Genomic DNA, 16,001 nt, shown 5'->3' with positions numbered 1-16,001 from the left:
CAACGAGCCCCACCCGCCACCTGCGGGTGGGGCTCGTTCGTTCTCTGAGGGGCCTCGCGGGAGCAGCGCGTGGCGGGTGGCTGGCGGGGCGAACGCGGTCTCGGTAGTCACACGCCGCACCCCGCCGTTCTATGAGGCAGAGAACTCCCGACCGTCGGCATCGACGATCAAGGGTGTCAGTTGCCGTACGAACGAGGCGTCATGCGACATCAGCCGTGACGACGTTCCTTCAAGGAGCGGCCTGTCCCAGAGCACCTGCAGCAGATCGCCATGGAACAGCACCACAGTGCCGCGGCCGTACTCGCAGTGGTTGACGCGCTGGTCGACGTTGACCTTCGGCTGCTGTGGTTCGCCAGGTCCCGACTCCGTTGACTGACCGTCGTTCGGGTGTCCCACCCACTCGACGCCGCCTCTTTGCTCGACCCCGTGGCGTGCCTCCTTCATGATGTGACGGTACGGCGCCTCAAGATCTCCGCGCGACGAACTTGCACAGACTTGCAGGCATCACTCCAGGGCTTCGATCGCGGCCGCGACCAGACGTCGAGCACCTGCGCCGACGACCGCGAGGTCAGCCAGCCGGCGAAAGGCATCGGCGTACATCGCGAGCTCGCCCGGCTGGGTGATGGTGAGGTATCCCGAGATCAGCTCGACGTTGACCTGACTGTCGTCGAAGATCCAGAAGTCCTCGACGGGCGGCATCCCCGTCCGATCGAGCCCCATCGGCAGGATCCCCAGGGACACGGACGGCAATTCGCCCACGGTCAGCAGGTGACCGAGCTGACCGGCCATCACGTCGGCGCCGCCGATCACGTTGCGCAGCACCGACTCCTCGATCAGTACGGCGAACGTCCGGTTCCCCTCGTACAAGAGCCGCAGGCGGTCCTTTCGGACTGTCACAGCGGCGTCCACGTCGTCCGGTAGGCCGCGACGTGCAGAGGTTCCACGCAGGACCGCACGCGTATAACTCTCGGTCTGCACCGCCCCGGGGATCAGCCACGGGGAGTAGGTGCGGAACCGGCGGGTGCGCTCCCACAGCGGGAGCACCGCCTGCTGAGCTCGCTTGAGGCCGGTGCGTTCCATCCGGCGCCACTCGACGAACATACCTTCGATGGCCTCGAGCGATGCGATGAGGTCGGGCAGTTGGTCGAGGGCCGCACAGGTCTCCGCCCAGGCCTGGACGTCGGTGGCGGACGGCGAGGTCCGGCCGTTCTCGATGCGAGACACCTTCGACTCGTGCCACCCGCACGAGCTGGCGAGTGCCCGTCCGGTGAAGCCGGCGGCTTTCCGGATCTCACCGAGACGGACACCGAAGTCGCGCTTGGCCTTCTGCGCGTTGGAGAAGGCGGGAGGGGTCGGCAACGGACGTCTTTCAGCTCGGGTGGTACTCCTGGTGCGGGATCGCCCGATCCCAGACAGCGTCGAACGATGCTACGCACAGCCTCGCCAACTCCGGGTCGTCGACCCGCTCCTCGCCAACCCAAGATCCGTCACCGTCAAAGAAGTTCCACAGCACGACCTGGGCGTCGAACACCCAGAAGTCGTTGGCCGGTACCAGCAGTTCAGCACTGTGCTGGCGTGGCAGCCACCGCACCTGCTCGCCCGCGGCGAGGTTGTGCGGCTCGGTCACGTCGTACTCGAAGCGGACGTACTCGCTGATGGGCTCCGAGACGATGCGGGCACGCCGTACTTCGACTCCGCGACTCGTCGTATCCCGTACGAGGTCGTGGAAGACGTGCCACCGTCGCGCAGGGTCGAACCGTCCGCCCGACCTCCACTCGTTCCAGTCCGGATCGCGTGGCTCGTACAAGTCCCTGGTCTCGAGATGGAGCGCGCTGCGCTCAGCGGCCCTGAACAACTGGAACGCGGCCGGCTCAGACGTCACCCATCGCCTCCTTCAGAAACGGTGCCATGCGAGCGGGGATTCGCAGCACGGTCTCGTGCTCCGGGACCGGAGCCGTGGCGTTCACCGCCGCAGTGGCCTCCTCGTCGAGCTTCCAGCCCTGGATGACCAGACTGCCGTCGGCCTCGTCGACCCATACGGTGGGCGAGTTGGTATTGGGTGAATTGGGGTCCCTGCCGATGAACCGTAGCGCCACGATCCTTCCCCTGTCGGCTCGAGTTGCATGGACTTGCAGCGTAGGTCTGCAGGGCGGTACGTCGTCGGCGAGCGGCGTGTCGATGCCGCCTGAAGCACCGAGGCATCTGGTTGAACGCGGCACGTCATCAGCCGACACCTTTGCCCGAGACGCTCACCTGAAGACCAGTGATGCCGCTGCCCCTACCGTTGCTGTCGTGGTGAGACTTGCGGTGAAGTTGTTGCTGCTGGATGGGGAGGGCTGTGTGCTGCTCATCCATGGCAAAGACCCTCGGACAGGAGCCGAGTGCTGGTACCCCGTGGGTGGTGGGGTCGAGCCGGGCGAAACGCTGCAGGAGGCCGCGGCGCGCGAGGCGTACGAGGAGACCGGGCTGGCGGAGCTCGCGGTCGGGAGTCCGGTGTGGTGGCGGGATCACACGTACGAGTTCGACGGCCGGGCTGTCGAGGTGCACGAGGAGTGGCTGATGCACAGGGTTGACGGTTCGCCCCGGTGCCGGCGCAGCTCAGTGAGTACGAAACGCGCAGCATCTTGGGGTTCCGGTGGTGGCGGGCGCAGGAGCTGGTGGAGACCTCGGAGACGGTCTTCCCACCTCGCCTCGGCCAGTTGCTGCTGGGCTTGCTGAGAGACGGTGCGCCGGTGGAGGCGGTTGATATCGGCGAGCCGGAGGCGGCCGGCCCGGAACGTCTGGTTCCGGGCCGGCCGCCGTCAGCTGTTGGGCCTAGCTGGTGAACGCCGCGCTCACGTGGGTGACGCGGCCGCCCCAGCCCTCTTCGGGGAACGAGTCCGAGACGCGGACGTAGGCTGCCTTGTCCGGGCCGAGGTGGGGAGTCAGGTCGAAGGTGCGGACGGCCTTGTTCTCGCCGCCGTGGATGTGGCGGGTCTCCCGGGCGACGGTGGTCCACCGGCGGCCGTCGCCACTGACCTCGACGTGGTACTCGTTGTCGATCGTCAGGGTCGTGGACGCGGCGGTGGTGCCGGACGGGAACGGGAAGCGGTAGACGAAGTACGCGTTGCCGTCGGCGAAGCGGTTCTGCGGGCCGTGGCTCTGCGATCCGCCGGCGTCCCACAGCCAGGGCAGCTCGGCCGCGGTGCCGGTGTCGAAGTTCACGGTGCGCGCCACCAGGATCTCCGCCTGCGTGGTGAAGCTGAGCAGCGGGCCGGACGTCGCCGACACGGTGATCGGGTAGCGGCCGTCCGCCGTACCGCCGGGGATGGTCACGTCGAGCTCGACCTCGGCCTGTGCCGGTACGGCGTTGCCCTTCGGGTACAGCGTCACCGTCGCCTGACGCGGGCTCACGGTCCAGCCGGACGGCCCTGAGGCCCGTACCTCAGCCTTGATCCGCTGACCGGCGGGCGCGGTCGCCTGGAGCCGAGCGACCAGCTTGACGTGGGTAGCGCTCCCGCTCGCGGACAGCACCACGGGCTGGGCCGGGGACATGCTCGCCGACAGAGACCTCACCGGCGGCTGCGCCGGTACGTCGGCGATCAGCGCGCTGAGCGCACTGGCCTGGGTCCGCCAGTCGAAAACGTTCGGGTCGGTCGGACTGGCCGCACCGGACCAGCGCAGGCCGAGTCGTCCGGCCGCGTCCCGGTCGTTGTCCCAGACCGTGGCGGCCTGCCGGGTCTGGAAGGCGGTGTAGCGGCGGTTGTGCGTCGTGTCGGTCAGGTCCATCCAGTACCGCATGAAGATGCCCTTGAACTGCTTCTGGTTGTCGTCGCAGACCTTGCCCAGCACGTCGCAGGACTCGGTCAGGATTCCGTTCGAGACCAGACCGCGCGCACCGATCGCGGAGTCCGCCAGCCGCCGGACCGTGGTCAGCAGCTCGGGGTTGCGGGTGGCCCGCCACAGCTCGAGGCCGGCGCCGATCGCCAGGCCCTGGTTGTAGGTCCACACCGTCTCGTTGTTGCTCTGGCACGTGCCTGTCTTCAAGCCGTCGTTCACCAGGCCGTCGGCGTTGATCATGCCGCTGCCGACGAACCAGTTCCACCCTTGCTGCGCGCGGCCCAGCCAGTGCCGGTCGCCGGGGATCCGGTTGTGCAGCTCGGCGGTGAGGCGGATCCAGAGGCCGTTGGTGACGGCGTTCTTGTACGTCCGCTCGGCGTCCCACCAGACACCGCCGCCGCAGGTGTTGTCCCAGTAGTCCTCGACGTACTCGGCGATCGTGACCGCCATCGCGAGGTACTTCGGGTTCTTGGTCAGGTCGTAGGTCTGGATCCAGGTCAGCGCCCACCACTCGGAGTCGTCGATGGCGCGGCTGGTGAAGTTGCCGAGCAGCGGATCGCCCGACAGGTAGCCGGCCGGGAAGACGCCCTTGGCCTTCTCGAAGGTGTTGTCCAGCTGCGGCAGGTAGCGCCGGTCGCCGGTGCGTTCCATGTAGTCGCCGATGGTCTGCAGCGCGACGGCCGAGTTCCACCAGCTGGACGGGAACCACGCCTTCACCGGCTCGTACGAGCTCATCAGCACGTCGGCGGCCACCCGGGCCCGGGCCGTCGCCGTTGGTCCGGCGGCACCTCCCGGACCGGCTCCTGGTTCGGCCTCGGCAGGCGGCACCGACACCAGCCCGACGGCCAGTGTGGCCACGCCGGCCACCAGTGCGCGCAGAACGCGCGATCGACTCACGATCATTCGGATCTCCTCGGGGGCTTCAGGGCGGCTCTGCACAGCGAGGTTGGAAACGTTTCATTCGCTGTCGCGTTGTATCGTCGCCGCCGCCGACAACGCTGTCAATGCCGAACGATGAGATGATCAATGTGCAGTAGATCAGGTGGATTACAGTCTTTTCCGTCCTGCTCTCCGCCCGGAAGGTTCTGCCATGAGCGCCGAGTTCCTCTGGTACATCCCCAATCAGGTCGAGCCCGGACACCGGGGCGACGACGCCACCGCCGGGCACAACAGCCTCGAACGGTTGACCGAGCTCGCCCGGCTGACCGAGCGGCACGGATGGGGTGGCGCCCTGCTCGGGACGGGGTGGGGACGGCCGGACACGTTCACGGTGGCCACGGCGCTGGCGGCCCGGACCACGACGTTCCAGCCGCTGGTCGCGATCCGGCCGGGGTACTGGCAGCCGGCGCACTTCGCGTCCGCGGCGAGCACGCTCGACCAGTTGAGCGAAGGCCGGCTGCTGATCAACATCGTGTCCGGACAGGACAACCTCGCGGCGTACGGCGACAGCGAGGGCGATCAGGCGCAGCGGTACGCGCGGACGAAGGAGTTCCTGCAGGTGGTCCGGCGGCTGTGGACCGAGGAGGAGGTCACGTTCAGCGGCGAGTACTTCGCCGTCGCGAACTCCACCGTCGCCAGCCGGCCGATCGTTCGCGAAGGCCGGCCGCACCCACGTCTGTACTTCGGCGGCGCCTCCCCCGCGGCGGAGCGGGTCGCCGCGACCGAGGCCGACGTGCAGCTCTTCTGGGGCGAACCGCGCGACGGCATCGCCGAGCGCATCGACCGGCTCGAGGCGCTGCAGGCGGAGCTCGGCCGCGAGCACGCGCCGCTGGAGTTCGGGCTGCGGATCACCACGCTGGTGCGGGACACCACCGAGCAGGCCTGGGCCGACGCCGAGGCCAAGGTGGCGAAGATGGCCGAGGGCAACCAACTTCCCGACACCCACGGCGCGGGGCAGCCGGCCGCGCACCGGTCCAAGGCGGTCGGCCAGCAACGCCTGCTCGACCTGGCGCAGCGCGGCGAGGTGCTCGACGACAACCTGTACACCGCGCCCGGCAAGTACGGCGGTGGCGGCGCCGGCACAACCTGGCTGGTCGGGTCCGCGCAGGACGTCGCCAAGTCCCTGACCAAGTACCGGGATCTCGGCGTCACCCACCTCATCCTCTCGGACACGCCCTACCGCGAGGAGATCGTCCGGGTCGGCGACCAGCTGCTGCCCCTGGTCCGCGAGGACGGCGCCGGCTGAGCCGTCGCCAGCCATCGTCACGCACGGTAGAGTGAGCGACACCGGGCGTCATCGGCGCCGGGTGCGGTGAGGCGATGTGAGGAGCTTGTCTTGGCCAGACCGATGACGGCCGACCAGACCGTGGCGGCGCTGCGGAAGTGGGGAGTGAGGTTCCGGGAGTACCCGGGCTGGCGCTCGCGCGGGCGGCCGGGCGGGTTCGGGGACGTGCGCGGGGTCATGGTGCACCACACCGGCAGCAACTCGCAGAGCAACGACTACCTGAACTTCCTGTTCGTCCGCGGCCGGCCCGAGGACGGGATTCCGGGGCCCTTGTGCCACGTCGCGACCGACCTCGACGGCGACCTGCACCTCGGCGCCACGGGGCGGGCGAACCACGCCGGCCGCGGCTCGTCGACCACGCTCAACCGGGTGACCGCGCAGAACCATGCCGGCTACACCGCCGAACTGCGACCCGGCGACGACACCGTCGACGGCAACGCCCACTACTACGGCAACGAGATCCGGTACGACGGCCGGCGAGCGATGTCCGCGGCGGCGTACCGGACGGCATTGCGGCACGCGGCCGCGATCTGCGACTTCCACGGCTGGTCCGCGCTGTCGGTGATCGCGCACCGCGAGCACACCCGCCGCAAGGCCGACCCGGGCTTCTGCCCGATGAACCGATTCCGCACCGACCTGGCCGCCGTCCTGCGGGCCGGACCCGATGGAGACGACATGGCAAACGCCGACGAGGTACTCGCCGAGCTGAGGAAGTTCCAGACCGCCGAGGCGCAGCGCTACGCCGACCTGGCGAACCGCGTGCAGGGCTTGATCGACCAGGAGGAGGGCCGGTACGCCGATCTGCAGCGCCGGGTGCAGGGGCTGGTCAACCAGGAGGCCGGCCGGTACCAGGACTACGTCCGCCGCTTCAACGCCATTCTCGCCGCGCTGCCCGACGCCGCCAACATCCCGCCGCTCGAGCCAGACCCGAGCTCCCCGGCGGAACCAGCAGACCCCGACCACGACCACACCGACCCGGAGCACACCGACGCCGGCACCTCCCGCTAGGGTCCCGACCCCAAGCCGGCAAGGCACTCCACCCTTGCCGGCAGTTCACTCGGCGTAGTAGATAAGTTACAGAAATAGGGCCACCATGGGAACGAACTTCCGCCCCGTTCACGAAGGTGAGACCCATGACCCCGATCAGCCGACGCACCCTGGTGCTCGGCGGACTCGCAGCGGCCGGTGCCGCCGCTGTCCCCGCCCACTCCAGCATCATCTCCGCCACCGCCGCCGTGCCCTACCCGTTCCAGCTGGGGGTCGCCTCCGGTGAACCCGATGCCAGCAGCGTCGTGCTCTGGACCAGGCTCGCCCCCTCGCCGCTGAACGCCGACGGCCAAGGTGGCATGGCCAACACCAACGTCACCGTCGACTGGCAGGTCTCCACCGACGACCGGTTCGCCACCGTGGTCGCGTCCGGCTCGGTCACCGCCACGTACGCCGCGGCGCACTCGGTGCACGTGGTCGCCGGCGGTCTCGCGGCCGACGCGGACTACTACTACCGGTTCCGCGCCCAGGGCCACCTCTCCCCCGTCGGCCGCACCCGGACGGCTCCCGCGGCCGGCACCGCCGGACGTGACCTGGTGATGGCGTTCACCTCGTGCTCGCACTACGAGGAGGGGTACTTCACCGTCTACCGCCGGATGGCCGAGGACAACCCGGGCGTCATCCTGCACCTCGGCGACTACATCTACGAGTACGGCACGGCCTCCGGCCGGCCCCGGGCGCACGCCGGGTCGACCGAGATCGTGTCGCTGGCCGACTACCGGCGCCGGTACGCGCAGTACAAGTCGGACCCGGACCTGCAGGCGGCGCACGCGGCCGCGCCGTGGATCGTCGTCCCGGACGACCACGAGGTGGAGAACAACCGGGCCGGCAACATCCGGGCCGACAGCACGCCGACGCTGACCGCCGCCCAGTGGACGGCGCGGCAGAGCGCGGCGTACAAGGCGTACTACGAGAACATGCCGCTGCGTCCGGCGCAGGCTCCCAGCGGCGCGAGCATCCCGCTGTACCGCCGGTTGCAGTGGGGCAATCTCGCCAGCTTCCACATGCTCGACACCCGGCAGTACCGCAACGACCAGGCCTGCGGCGACGGCTGGAAGACGTGCTCGGACGCCGACCTGGCCACTCGCAGCCTACCCGGCAACGCGCAGGAGACCTGGCTGCTCAACAACCTCGCGCAGCGCACCGGAACCTGGGACATCATCGGCCAGCAGGTGTTCTTCGCCCGCCGGTTCAACGCGTCCGGTGCGAGCATGGACGCCTGGGACGGCTACCGGGCCTCGCGGGCCCGGATCCAGCAGGGCTGGGTCAACCGCGGCGTGCGGAACCCGGTGGTGCTCACCGGTGACGTGCACCGCGCCTGGGCCAGCAATCTCGTTGCCGACTACAACAACCCGTCCTCGGCGGTGATCGGCTCGGAGCTGGTCACCAGTTCGGTGAGCTCGGGTGGCGACGGGGACGGAGCCACCACCATTCCCGACGTCGGCACGAACCCGTGGCTGAAGTTCTACAACAACCGGCGTGGCTACATCCGGACGACGCTCAGCCCGACCCAGCTGCGCGCGGACTTCCGCGCGGTGGCCAAGGTGACGGAGCACGGCGCCGCGGCGTCCACGGTCAAGTCGTTCGTCGTCCAAGAGGGCCGGCCCGGCCTGCAGACGGTCTGAGGGGATCAGCCATGAAGAAGCTCCTCGCCATCACCCTCGCCGCCGCCTCGTCGATCGCCTTCACCGCGACCACCGCGACGACTGCCGGCGCTGCCCTGGCGACGCCGACCTGGCAGACCGCCAACAGCGCTTCCACCGGCGACCAGGACGCTCCGGCGATCGCGACCAACCGCACCGGCTACGTCGCCGTCGTCTGGGAGGACGACCGGGACGCCACCGGGGCCGACGACAACGCGCACAGTGAGATCTACCTGCGGCTGTTCCGCCACGGCGCGGCCGTGTACGAGACGAAGCTGTCGGCGGCCGGCGGCAGCGGCGTCACCACCTGGCGTCATCTGCAGCCGGACGTCGGTCTGGACGACAAGGGCAACGCCGTCGTGGTGTGGGCCGACGACCCCGACGGCAACGGCTACTACAACATCCCGTACCGGGTGGTGAACACCGCCGGCACGGTCACCGCCTCGGGCACCGCCAACAGCAGTTCCACCGGCCAGCAGACCGAACCGCGCGTCGCCGTCGACCCGGACGGCGCTCCGTCCGGTGCAGCGGTGGCCTTCAGCGTCGTCTGGGAGGACCTGCAGACCGGCGCACAGCCGACGATCAAGGCGGCCGGGTACACCGGTCCGACCACCCGCGCGTGGGAGGTGACGGCGTCCCAGACCACCGGTCAGCACCACAACCCGGACGTCGCGGTGTCGGCCTTTGGGGACGCGGTGGTCGTGTGGGACGAGGACGGGGACGCCAACGGCGTCTACAACGTCGGCCTGATCCGGCTGGGCCGGACCAACGGCGCGGCCACCCTGTCCCGCCGGACGGCGAACGCCGAGACCGGGGGGCAGCAGACGACGGCGTCGGTGGCCGCCAACTTCAACGGCGACTTCGCGATCGCGTGGCAGTCCGACCACACCGGTACGGCGGGCACCTGGACCCGCACCTTCACCGCGACGGGCGGTCCCCGGTTCGCCGACGTACAGGTCGGCACCGGGGCGAAACTGCCGTCGGTGGGCATCGACGACCAGGCCGGCACCGTCGTCGGCTGGACCGTGCAGGCGACCGACCTCGACGTCTGGGTCCGCGGCTTCGGCCCGGACGGCAGCAGCACCGGCCGGCTGTCCGCCCAGCGCCTCAGCCAGCTCACCGCCGGCCGGCAGGAACAGCTCGCGGTCGCGGTGTCGCCGTGGTCCGAGGTCGCCGTCGCCTACACCGACGACAACGACGGCAACACCTTCGACCAGGTGATACTCGGCCACGACATCTCCAACACCGAGTGGTGAGCACTGTCCGACCGGTCTGATTGGCTGGCTGCGTGGACATCACGGAGCTGACCGAGCGGGCCGAGAAGATCTCGGTGAAGTACGGCGAGTCTCTGGGGATCGAGCGCGACGGTGACTGGTTCCTGCTCAAGCTGCAGGAGGAGGTGGGCGAGCTGACGCAGGCCTACCTCCAGGTCACCGGCCGCGCCCGGCCCAAGAACCGCACGGAGCACGAGCTGCGCGACGGCTTCGAGCTCGAGTTCGCCGACGTGCTGTGCCAGCTGCTGCTGCTCGCCCGCCACCACGGCGTCGACGTACCGGCCGCCGTCGAGCGCAAGTGGCTCATCCGCGAGGCCCAGCTGACCGACCCGGGCGCGCGTTCTTGACCAGGATGAACAGCATGACCAGCTGCGCCGCGGACAGCACGATCACGATCGGCGCCTGGAACCACTCCGGGTAGGTGTAGCCGCCGCACCCCAGGATCACGCCGTTCACGTCGGTTCGGCACGCGGCCGTGGACAGGCTGCCCAGCATGAGCACCGGCAGGTAGCCGAACGGCACCACGAGCGTGCCCAGCAGCTTCTCCTCGCGGGTCCAGCGGTCCGAGGTCCACAGCAACGCCACACCAACGACCCAACCGGCCAGGTAGAGGAAGCCGCCGAACGGAAGCAGCAGCAGGGTCGCCACGTCCCGGCTGCGGTACCGCGGTTGGCGCTTCACCAGCACCAGGCCGTCGGTAGCAGCCGCGACGATCTCGTCCGGGTCGCCAAGCCGGGCCAGCATCGCTCTGATCTCGGCCGGCGACTCCACCCCCGCCGCCCGCTCCTCGGCGATGTGCGCGGTCACCTCGGCGACCAGGTCGGTCCGCCGTTCCTCCGGCAACGGTTCGGCCGCCTTCGTCAGGTACGTCAGGTACGCGTCGACCAGCTGGTCGGCCTCGTGCTGCACGGTCATCGATCCCTCCCAAGCCCCAGAACGGAGTCGACCGAGGTCCGGAACCGCTCCCAGTCGACGATGAAGGCGGCCAGAGCGGCGGTGCCCGCGGCCGTGGAGCGGTAGTACCGGCGAGGCGGGCCGGCCTCGGACTCCCGCCACACGGTGTCGACCAGCCCCTCACGCCGCAGGCGAGCCAGCAACGGGTAGAGCGTGCCCTCGGTCGTCACCAGTCCGTCGACGCGCCCGAGCGCCTTCACCAGCTCGAAGCCGTAGCGCTCGTCGTCCTGCAGCAGCGCCAGGACGCAGTACTCGAGCGTGCCGCGCCGGAGCTGGCTGAAGGCCTTCTCGGCTACCATGCGAGACAAGGTACCTCGGTACGCACAGTTGCACCAGCGGCGGTTCGGCGGTCAGGTGGTCCGGGGCTTGAGGGAGAAGAGGATGGCGAGTACGCAGCCGGGAATGGCGTAGCGCCAGAGTGGATCCAGGCCGAGCAGGACCGGGAACAGGCAGATCAGCAGCAGGTCGAAGCCGCGCAGCGGCTGGGAGAAGATGCCGGGCGGGATGGCGCCCATCGGGGAGGCGATCAGTGGCCCGCTGTACGACGGTGGTGGCGCGGACGCCTGACGGACGACTCCGGTCAGGACCCCCGCACCGACCGCGAAGGTCGTGGGCAGGTCGCCCAGCGCGGGAAACGCGACCGCGCTCCACAGCAGCACGAACCCCGCAGGCACGACGCCCATCGCGACCCGGAGCTCGCGCAGTTCCATGCCCAGGGCACGGACCAGGCCGGTCGAGCGGCAGACCGAGCGCAGGCCGTCCATCAACGGCCGGGTGGCGATGAAACCGGCGATCCCGGCCGCGATCGGGACCAGTACGTCGTACCCTGTGCCGGCAACGGCGTACGGGACGACCAGCAGGCCGAAGCCGACGACGAGCCGGCGTGGCCACCGCAGGACGCGGAGGAACTCCCGGTGGATCAACGCCTGCACCCGCGCACCGCGCCCGCGCCGCGACCTGAGCCGCCCGACCATCCGCCAGTGGCGTCCGGCAACCACATCGGCGAGCAGACTGATATCCATCGTGATCGCCGCCCCGGCCATGCCGGCCAGCAACTCACCGCCCGCCACCACGCTTTGCCGCGGCAGCCGATCCAGTGAGCGCGCGGTGAAGGACACCAGCACGCCGGCAATCAGCACGACGAGCGCAGCCGTCACCAGCAGGCGCAGCTGGTCGCCAGTCGGTCCACCGGCTTGATCGCCGTTGGTGTACATGATCAGGGTCTCTGTGCCGACCAGTTCGCTCGAGGAAACGCCCGCACCGGCTCGGGAGGCGAGGATCAGCGCCGGGATGGCGGCGACCACCAGCAGCAGGTCGGCGATGCGCAGCGCCCAGCGGGTGCGCGGCGCAGCCTGCTGGGCCCACACCGTGGCGCACGCCGTACAGATCAACAGCAGCAGCGTGAGCAGTGCGGCCTCGCCCACCGTCGACCACGCCGCGCCGAACAGAGCGAACCCGAGCACAGCGCTCAGTGCGCCGACGATCGCCGCCGCGACGATCACCAGCCGGTACGTCGGGCGCAGCAGCGCGCCGCGATCCACGGGAGTGGCCAGCAGCCAGAACCCGGTCGCGCGGGACGCCGAGACCGGCCCGACGCTGAGCAGGATGCGCAGCATGCCGGACACCAGCAGCGGGATCAGGATCCACGGCACCGTGTCGAGCAGCCAGCCGCAGGACGCCGACGTACAGGCGGCCGACTTGTCGTTGAGGTGCAGTACGACGTTGCCGCCGCTCGCCGCGAGCATGGCGAGGGCGAAGACGATCAGGTACACGTCCTCGAACTGCTGCGAGAACGTCCGGTCCGCCTTGCCGCGCCGGACCTTGCGCATCCAGCGGCGCAACTCCTTCGCTCGCGGGATCGCTCCGAAGTCGGCCGGGTCGAAGACCACCGGTCCCTCGGCGCTCACGGCAGCGGGGTGAGCTCGACGGTGTCGTCCGCGACCGCCTCCACCAGGGCCGGGTCGTGACTCGCGAACACCACCGAGGTGCCCGCTTCCTTCTCCTCCTGCAACCGCTCGGCCAGCCAGGCGACGCCGGAGGTGTCCAGCCGCTGCTCCGGCTCGTCCAGCACGAGCAGCGTGCGCGGCCGGACCAGCGCGGTCGCCAGCGCGAGCCGCCGGCGTTGGCCCGACGACAACGATCCCGGCAGCTGGTCGGCGGCCGCGAGCAGGCCGACGTCGTCCAGCAGCGTGTCGACCAGGTCCTCCGGCGTCGCGTTGCCGTGCGCCCGGGCGAGCAGGTCGAGGTGCTCGGCGGCCGTCAGGTCCGGGAAGAAGTCCAGGTCGTCGAGCAGCGCCGCGACGTCCCGACGGACCAGCTCGGCGCGTTCGTCGATCGGGACGCCGTCGAGCAGGATCCGGCCGGCCGCCGGCTCGGCCGATCCGACGATGCAGCGCAGCACGGTGGTCTTGCCGGCGCCGTTCGGGCCGACCAGGGCAACCGCCCGGCCGGCCGGGACCGTGAAGGTGAGGTCCTCGATCACCGGGCGGTCGGCGTACCGGTGCCGCAGGCCGGTGACGGTCAACCGCGGCTCGGGCGCGGGCTCGGGCCCGGGTCCGGCCTGGGTCATCGCTTGCGGACCAGCGTCAGCCCGTCGCCGATGCCGAGCATCACCACGTCGACGCGGTCGTCCCGGGCGATGTGGGCGTTGAACTCCTTGCGGTCGACCGGGTCCTCGTCGTGCAGCCCGACCACCCGGCCGCCGGCCAGCGTGTTGTCGAACAGCAGCAGCCCGTTCGGCCGGATCCGCGGCAGCAGGCGCTCGAAGTAGTCGATGTAGCCGGGCTTGTCGGCGTCCACGAACGCCAGGTCGAACTCGCCGTCCAGCTCGGCCGCCGACTGGTGCGCGTCGCCGATCCGCAGCTCGATCCGGTCCGCGACCCCGGCCCGCTGCCAGTACGGGCGGCCGATCGAGGTCCACTCGTCGCTGACGTCCAGGCAGATCAGCTGTCCGTCGGCGGGCAGGCCCCGGGCGATCGCGAGCGCGGAGAACCCGGTGAAGGTGCCGATCTCGACCGCGCGCCGGGCCGAGATCAGCCGGGTCAGCGTGGTCAGCAGTGCGGCCTGGTCGGCGGTGGTGAGCATCCGGGCGACACCGCCGAGTTGCTGGGTCCGCTCGACGAGCTCGGTCGCGATCTCGTCCAGCGGCATGCCGTGCGCCACCATGTAGTCGTGCAGCTGGTCGGTCACCTGGACCTGGTTGCCCATCTGATCGCCGTCCTCTTCGTCGTGAATCGGTCGCCTGTAGTCTCTACGGGTTGCCTTACCGCTCGACACCCCACCCCTCGTAGGAGAAGCCAGCATGCAGATCGCCGTCGCCGGATCGATCGCGACCGACATCCTGATGACGTTCCCGGGACGCTTCAAGGACCAGTTCCTCGAGGAGCAGATGCACAAGGTGTCGCTGTCGTTCCTGGTGGACGAGCTGGTCGTGCACCGTGGTGGGGTCGGCGCCAACATCTGCTACGGCATGGCCCAGCTCGGCCGGCCGTCGCTGCTGATCGGCTCGGTCGGGGCCGACTTCGCCGAGTACGGCGCCGCGCTGAGCGCCGCCGGTGTCGACATCTCCCACGTCCGGGTCTGCGAGAACGTGCACACCGCCCGCTTCACCTGTACGACCGACCTGGACGCCAACCAGATCGCCTCGTTCTACACCGGTGCGATGGCCGAGTCCCGCGAGATCGACCTGGCCGCGATCCATGCCCAGACCGGCGGCATCGACCTGGTGCTGGTCGGCGCCGACGACCCGGACGGCATGCTCAAGCACACCCGGCTCGCCAAGGCGAACGGCATCGCCATCGCCGCGGACCCGTCGCAGCAGCTGGCCCGGATGGAGGGTGAGCAGATCCGCGAGCTGATCGACGGCGCGGAGTACCTGTTCAGCAACGAGTACGAGTCCGGCCTGATGGTGCAGAAGACCGGCTGGAGCCACGCCGAGATCCTGCAGCGGGTCGGGGTCCGGGTCACCACGCACGGCGGCGACGGCGTCGTGATCGAGAACTCCGACGGCATCCTGGCCAAGATCCCGGCCGTGCCGACGCCCGGCCTGGTGGACCCGACCGGTGGCGGCGACGCCTTCCGGGCCGGCTACCTGACCGGCCGCGCCGCCGGCCTCGACCACGAGGCCGCCGCGCAGGTCGGCTGCACCCTGGCGACCACGGTCCTGGAGACCGTCGGCACCCAGGAGTACACGCTGGACCGCGCCGCGTTCCTGCAGCGCCTCGCCTCGGCGTACGGCGACCAGGCCGCCGCCACCGCGGCCTCCACCCTCAACCTCGGCTGACCGTCGGCCCCGGGCTTGACTTCGTATCCAGGTCCAGGGTTGAGGATCGGGCTGTGCGAACCAGTGAAGTGGCCGACCAGGCCGGGGTGAACCCCGAGACGCTGCGCTACTACGAGCGCCGAGGGCTGCTGATCGAACCACCCCGAACACCGGGCGGCTACCGGGCCTACCCACCGGCGACGGTAGACGTGCTGCGGTTCATCAAACGTGGTCAGCAACTCGGGTTCACGCTCGACGAGATCGAGGAACTGCTCGACCTGAACGCCGGTGGCCCGGACGGCTGCGACGCGGCCCGGGCCTTGGCCGAGCGCCGCCGCGCCGGCATCGAGCAGCGCATCCTGGACCTGCAGCGCATGGTTGCCTCGCTCGCCGAGCTCGTCGCGACCTGTGAACTGCCCCGCGCCGACCGCCGCTGCACGCTGCTGGAAGCGATCGATGACCACCGGCAGGCGACCCGGTGAAGCTCGAGGTTCTGCACGTGCCGGACTGCCCGAACCTGCCGCCGCTGCTGGAACGGCTGGCGGAGGTGACCGACCGGCCGGTCACCACTCGTCCGATCGCGTCAGCGGAGGACGCCGCCAGGTTCGGCATGGCCGGCTCGCCGACGCTGCTGATCGACGGCATCGACCCGTTCGCCATCGCCGACGACCGTGACCGCGGGCTGTCGTGCCGCCTCTACCGGGACGCCGAGGGCCGACTGGTGCCGGCCCCTTCGGTCGACCAATTGCAGCACGCGATCGCTGCCGCGAAGGGTTGAG

General features: G+C 70.1%; 19 protein-coding genes. 9 read left to right on the top strand and 10 right to left on the bottom strand.

The features are described from left to right. Nucleotides 1–129 precede the first annotated feature (129 nt). From KFLA_RS13195 to KFLA_RS13180, 4 genes are read right to left on the bottom strand one after another with little or no spacing between them, the layout of a single operon-like run. Nucleotides 130–444, bottom strand: coding sequence for a hypothetical protein (locus tag KFLA_RS13195; protein WP_012920291.1), 315 nt, complete (start codon nt 442–444; stop codon nt 130–132). A 60-nt stretch (nt 445–504) separates the two neighbouring features. Beyond that, nucleotides 505–1,359, bottom strand: a complete 855-nt coding sequence (locus KFLA_RS13190) for a helix-turn-helix domain-containing protein (protein WP_012920290.1) — start codon at nt 1,357–1,359, stop codon at nt 505–507. A 10-nt stretch (nt 1,360–1,369) separates the two neighbouring features. After that, on the bottom strand, nt 1,370–1,882 hold the full coding sequence (locus KFLA_RS13185) for a DUF6879 family protein (protein ID WP_012920289.1): 513 nt from the start codon (nt 1,880–1,882) through the stop codon (nt 1,370–1,372). Next, nucleotides 1,872–2,096, bottom strand: coding sequence for a hypothetical protein (locus tag KFLA_RS13180; protein WP_012920288.1), 225 nt, complete (start codon nt 2,094–2,096; stop codon nt 1,872–1,874). The genes KFLA_RS13185 and KFLA_RS13180 overlap by 11 nt, the downstream gene beginning before the upstream one ends. On the opposite strand from KFLA_RS13180, the gene KFLA_RS39660 reads away from it, so the two are divergent. Then, nucleotides 2,005–2,718 (top strand): NUDIX domain-containing protein, encoded by a 714-nt coding sequence (locus KFLA_RS39660; RefSeq protein ID WP_083792975.1) that lies wholly within the window; start codon nt 2,005–2,007, stop codon nt 2,716–2,718. The genes KFLA_RS13180 and KFLA_RS39660 overlap by 92 nt on opposite strands. A gap of 96 nt (nt 2,719–2,814) precedes the next feature. Here the strand turns inward: KFLA_RS39660 and KFLA_RS13170 are convergent, their stop codons facing one another. Beyond that, on the bottom strand, nt 2,815–4,722 hold the full coding sequence (locus KFLA_RS13170; RefSeq protein ID WP_012920287.1) for a glycoside hydrolase family 76 protein: 1,908 nt from the start codon (nt 4,720–4,722) through the stop codon (nt 2,815–2,817). Between the two features lie 187 nt (nt 4,723–4,909). Between KFLA_RS13170 and KFLA_RS13165 the strand changes: the two genes are divergently transcribed. The 5 genes from KFLA_RS13165 to KFLA_RS13145 all read left to right on the top strand — a co-directional run bounded on the left by KFLA_RS13165 (nt 4,910) and on the right by KFLA_RS13145 (nt 10,354). Continuing rightward, nucleotides 4,910–6,004 carry an LLM class flavin-dependent oxidoreductase gene (locus KFLA_RS13165; protein WP_012920286.1) on the top strand — a complete coding sequence of 365 codons (1,095 nt, stop codon included), beginning with the start codon at nt 4,910–4,912 and terminating at the stop codon, nt 6,002–6,004. A 90-nt stretch (nt 6,005–6,094) separates the two neighbouring features. Then, a complete protein-coding gene (locus KFLA_RS35550) occupies nt 6,095–7,051 on the top strand; it encodes a peptidoglycan recognition protein family protein (protein ID WP_012920285.1) in 957 nt (318 codons plus the stop codon). A gap of 125 nt (nt 7,052–7,176) precedes the next feature. Next, nucleotides 7,177–8,715 (top strand): alkaline phosphatase D family protein, encoded by a 1,539-nt coding sequence (locus tag KFLA_RS13155; RefSeq protein WP_012920284.1) that lies wholly within the window; start codon nt 7,177–7,179, stop codon nt 8,713–8,715. A gap of 11 nt (nt 8,716–8,726) precedes the next feature. After that, nucleotides 8,727–9,989 carry a hypothetical protein gene (locus KFLA_RS13150; protein WP_012920283.1) on the top strand — a complete coding sequence of 421 codons (1,263 nt, stop codon included), beginning with the start codon at nt 8,727–8,729 and terminating at the stop codon, nt 9,987–9,989. Nucleotides 9,990–10,021: 32 nt separating this feature from the next. After that, nucleotides 10,022–10,354 (top strand): nucleoside triphosphate pyrophosphohydrolase family protein, encoded by a 333-nt coding sequence (locus tag KFLA_RS13145; RefSeq protein ID WP_012920282.1) that lies wholly within the window; start codon nt 10,022–10,024, stop codon nt 10,352–10,354. On the opposite strand, the gene KFLA_RS35545 is transcribed toward KFLA_RS13145, so the two are convergent. The 5 genes from KFLA_RS35545 to KFLA_RS13120 are packed head-to-tail and all read right to left on the bottom strand — an operon-like array spanning nt 10,311 to nt 14,168. Next, a complete protein-coding gene (locus KFLA_RS35545) occupies nt 10,311–10,922 on the bottom strand; it encodes an HAAS signaling domain-containing protein (RefSeq protein ID WP_012920281.1) in 612 nt (203 codons plus the stop codon). The genes KFLA_RS13145 and KFLA_RS35545 overlap by 44 nt on opposite strands. Next, entirely contained in the window at nt 10,919–11,260 is a 342-nt protein-coding gene (locus tag KFLA_RS13135; RefSeq protein WP_012920280.1) for a PadR family transcriptional regulator, read from the bottom strand. The genes KFLA_RS35545 and KFLA_RS13135 overlap by 4 nt, the downstream gene beginning before the upstream one ends. Before the next feature lie 51 nt (nt 11,261–11,311). Continuing rightward, nucleotides 11,312–12,868, bottom strand: coding sequence for a DUF6297 family protein (locus tag KFLA_RS13130; RefSeq protein WP_148256626.1), 1,557 nt, complete (start codon nt 12,866–12,868; stop codon nt 11,312–11,314). Next, the gene (locus KFLA_RS13125; protein WP_012920278.1) at nt 12,865–13,530 is read right to left on the bottom strand and encodes an ABC transporter ATP-binding protein; all 666 of its coding nucleotides are present in this window, start codon (nt 13,528–13,530) and stop codon (nt 12,865–12,867) included. Before KFLA_RS13125 ends, KFLA_RS13130 begins: the two co-directional genes overlap by 4 nt. After that, the gene (locus tag KFLA_RS13120; protein WP_012920277.1) at nt 13,527–14,168 is read right to left on the bottom strand and encodes an O-methyltransferase; all 642 of its coding nucleotides are present in this window, start codon (nt 14,166–14,168) and stop codon (nt 13,527–13,529) included. The genes KFLA_RS13125 and KFLA_RS13120 overlap by 4 nt, the downstream gene beginning before the upstream one ends. A gap of 94 nt (nt 14,169–14,262) precedes the next feature. Here KFLA_RS13120 and KFLA_RS13115 point away from each other — a divergent pair, with 94 nt between their 5' ends. From KFLA_RS13115 to KFLA_RS13105, 3 genes are read left to right on the top strand one after another with little or no spacing between them, the layout of a single operon-like run. Beyond that, nucleotides 14,263–15,243 carry a carbohydrate kinase family protein gene (locus tag KFLA_RS13115; RefSeq protein WP_012920276.1) on the top strand — a complete coding sequence of 327 codons (981 nt, stop codon included), beginning with the start codon at nt 14,263–14,265 and terminating at the stop codon, nt 15,241–15,243. Between the two features lie 53 nt (nt 15,244–15,296). After that, entirely contained in the window at nt 15,297–15,704 is a 408-nt protein-coding gene (locus KFLA_RS13110; RefSeq protein WP_012920275.1) for a MerR family transcriptional regulator, read from the top strand. Then, nucleotides 15,701–16,000 carry a hypothetical protein gene (locus KFLA_RS13105; RefSeq protein WP_012920274.1) on the top strand — a complete coding sequence of 100 codons (300 nt, stop codon included), beginning with the start codon at nt 15,701–15,703 and terminating at the stop codon, nt 15,998–16,000. Before KFLA_RS13110 ends, KFLA_RS13105 begins: the two co-directional genes overlap by 4 nt. Nucleotide 16,001: the final 1 nt, after the last annotated feature.

Origin of the sequence: Kribbella flavida DSM 17836, assembly GCF_000024345.1 — a bacterium.
Classification (GTDB): Bacteria; Actinomycetota; Actinomycetes; order Propionibacteriales; family Kribbellaceae; genus Kribbella; species Kribbella flavida.
Note: the sequence above shows the minus strand (reverse complement) of the source record. Positions and strands in the feature narration are given on the sequence as shown.

Bases quoted from the DNA above. Each gene is read 5' to 3' on its own strand.
- KFLA_RS13195 (WP_012920291.1), bottom strand. From the start codon at position 444: ATGAAGGAGGCACGCCACGGGGTCGAGCAAAGAGGCGGCGTCGAGTGG.
- KFLA_RS39660 (WP_083792975.1), top strand. From the start codon at position 2,005: ATGACCAGACTGCCGTCGGCCTCGTCGACCCATACGGTGGGCGAGTTG.
- KFLA_RS13170 (WP_012920287.1), bottom strand. From the start codon at position 4,722: ATGATCGTGAGTCGATCGCGCGTTCTGCGCGCACTGGTGGCCGGCGTG.
- KFLA_RS13165 (WP_012920286.1), top strand. From the start codon at position 4,910: ATGAGCGCCGAGTTCCTCTGGTACATCCCCAATCAGGTCGAGCCCGGA.
- KFLA_RS13155 (WP_012920284.1), top strand. From the start codon at position 7,177: ATGACCCCGATCAGCCGACGCACCCTGGTGCTCGGCGGACTCGCAGCG.
- KFLA_RS13150 (WP_012920283.1), top strand. From the start codon at position 8,727: ATGAAGAAGCTCCTCGCCATCACCCTCGCCGCCGCCTCGTCGATCGCC.
- KFLA_RS35545 (WP_012920281.1), bottom strand. From the start codon at position 10,922: ATGACCGTGCAGCACGAGGCCGACCAGCTGGTCGACGCGTACCTGACG.
- KFLA_RS13135 (WP_012920280.1), bottom strand. From the start codon at position 11,260: ATGGTAGCCGAGAAGGCCTTCAGCCAGCTCCGGCGCGGCACGCTCGAG.
- KFLA_RS13125 (WP_012920278.1), bottom strand. From the start codon at position 13,530: ATGACCCAGGCCGGACCCGGGCCCGAGCCCGCGCCCGAGCCGCGGTTG.
- KFLA_RS13120 (WP_012920277.1), bottom strand. From the start codon at position 14,168: ATGGGCAACCAGGTCCAGGTGACCGACCAGCTGCACGACTACATGGTG.
- KFLA_RS13115 (WP_012920276.1), top strand. From the start codon at position 14,263: ATGCAGATCGCCGTCGCCGGATCGATCGCGACCGACATCCTGATGACG.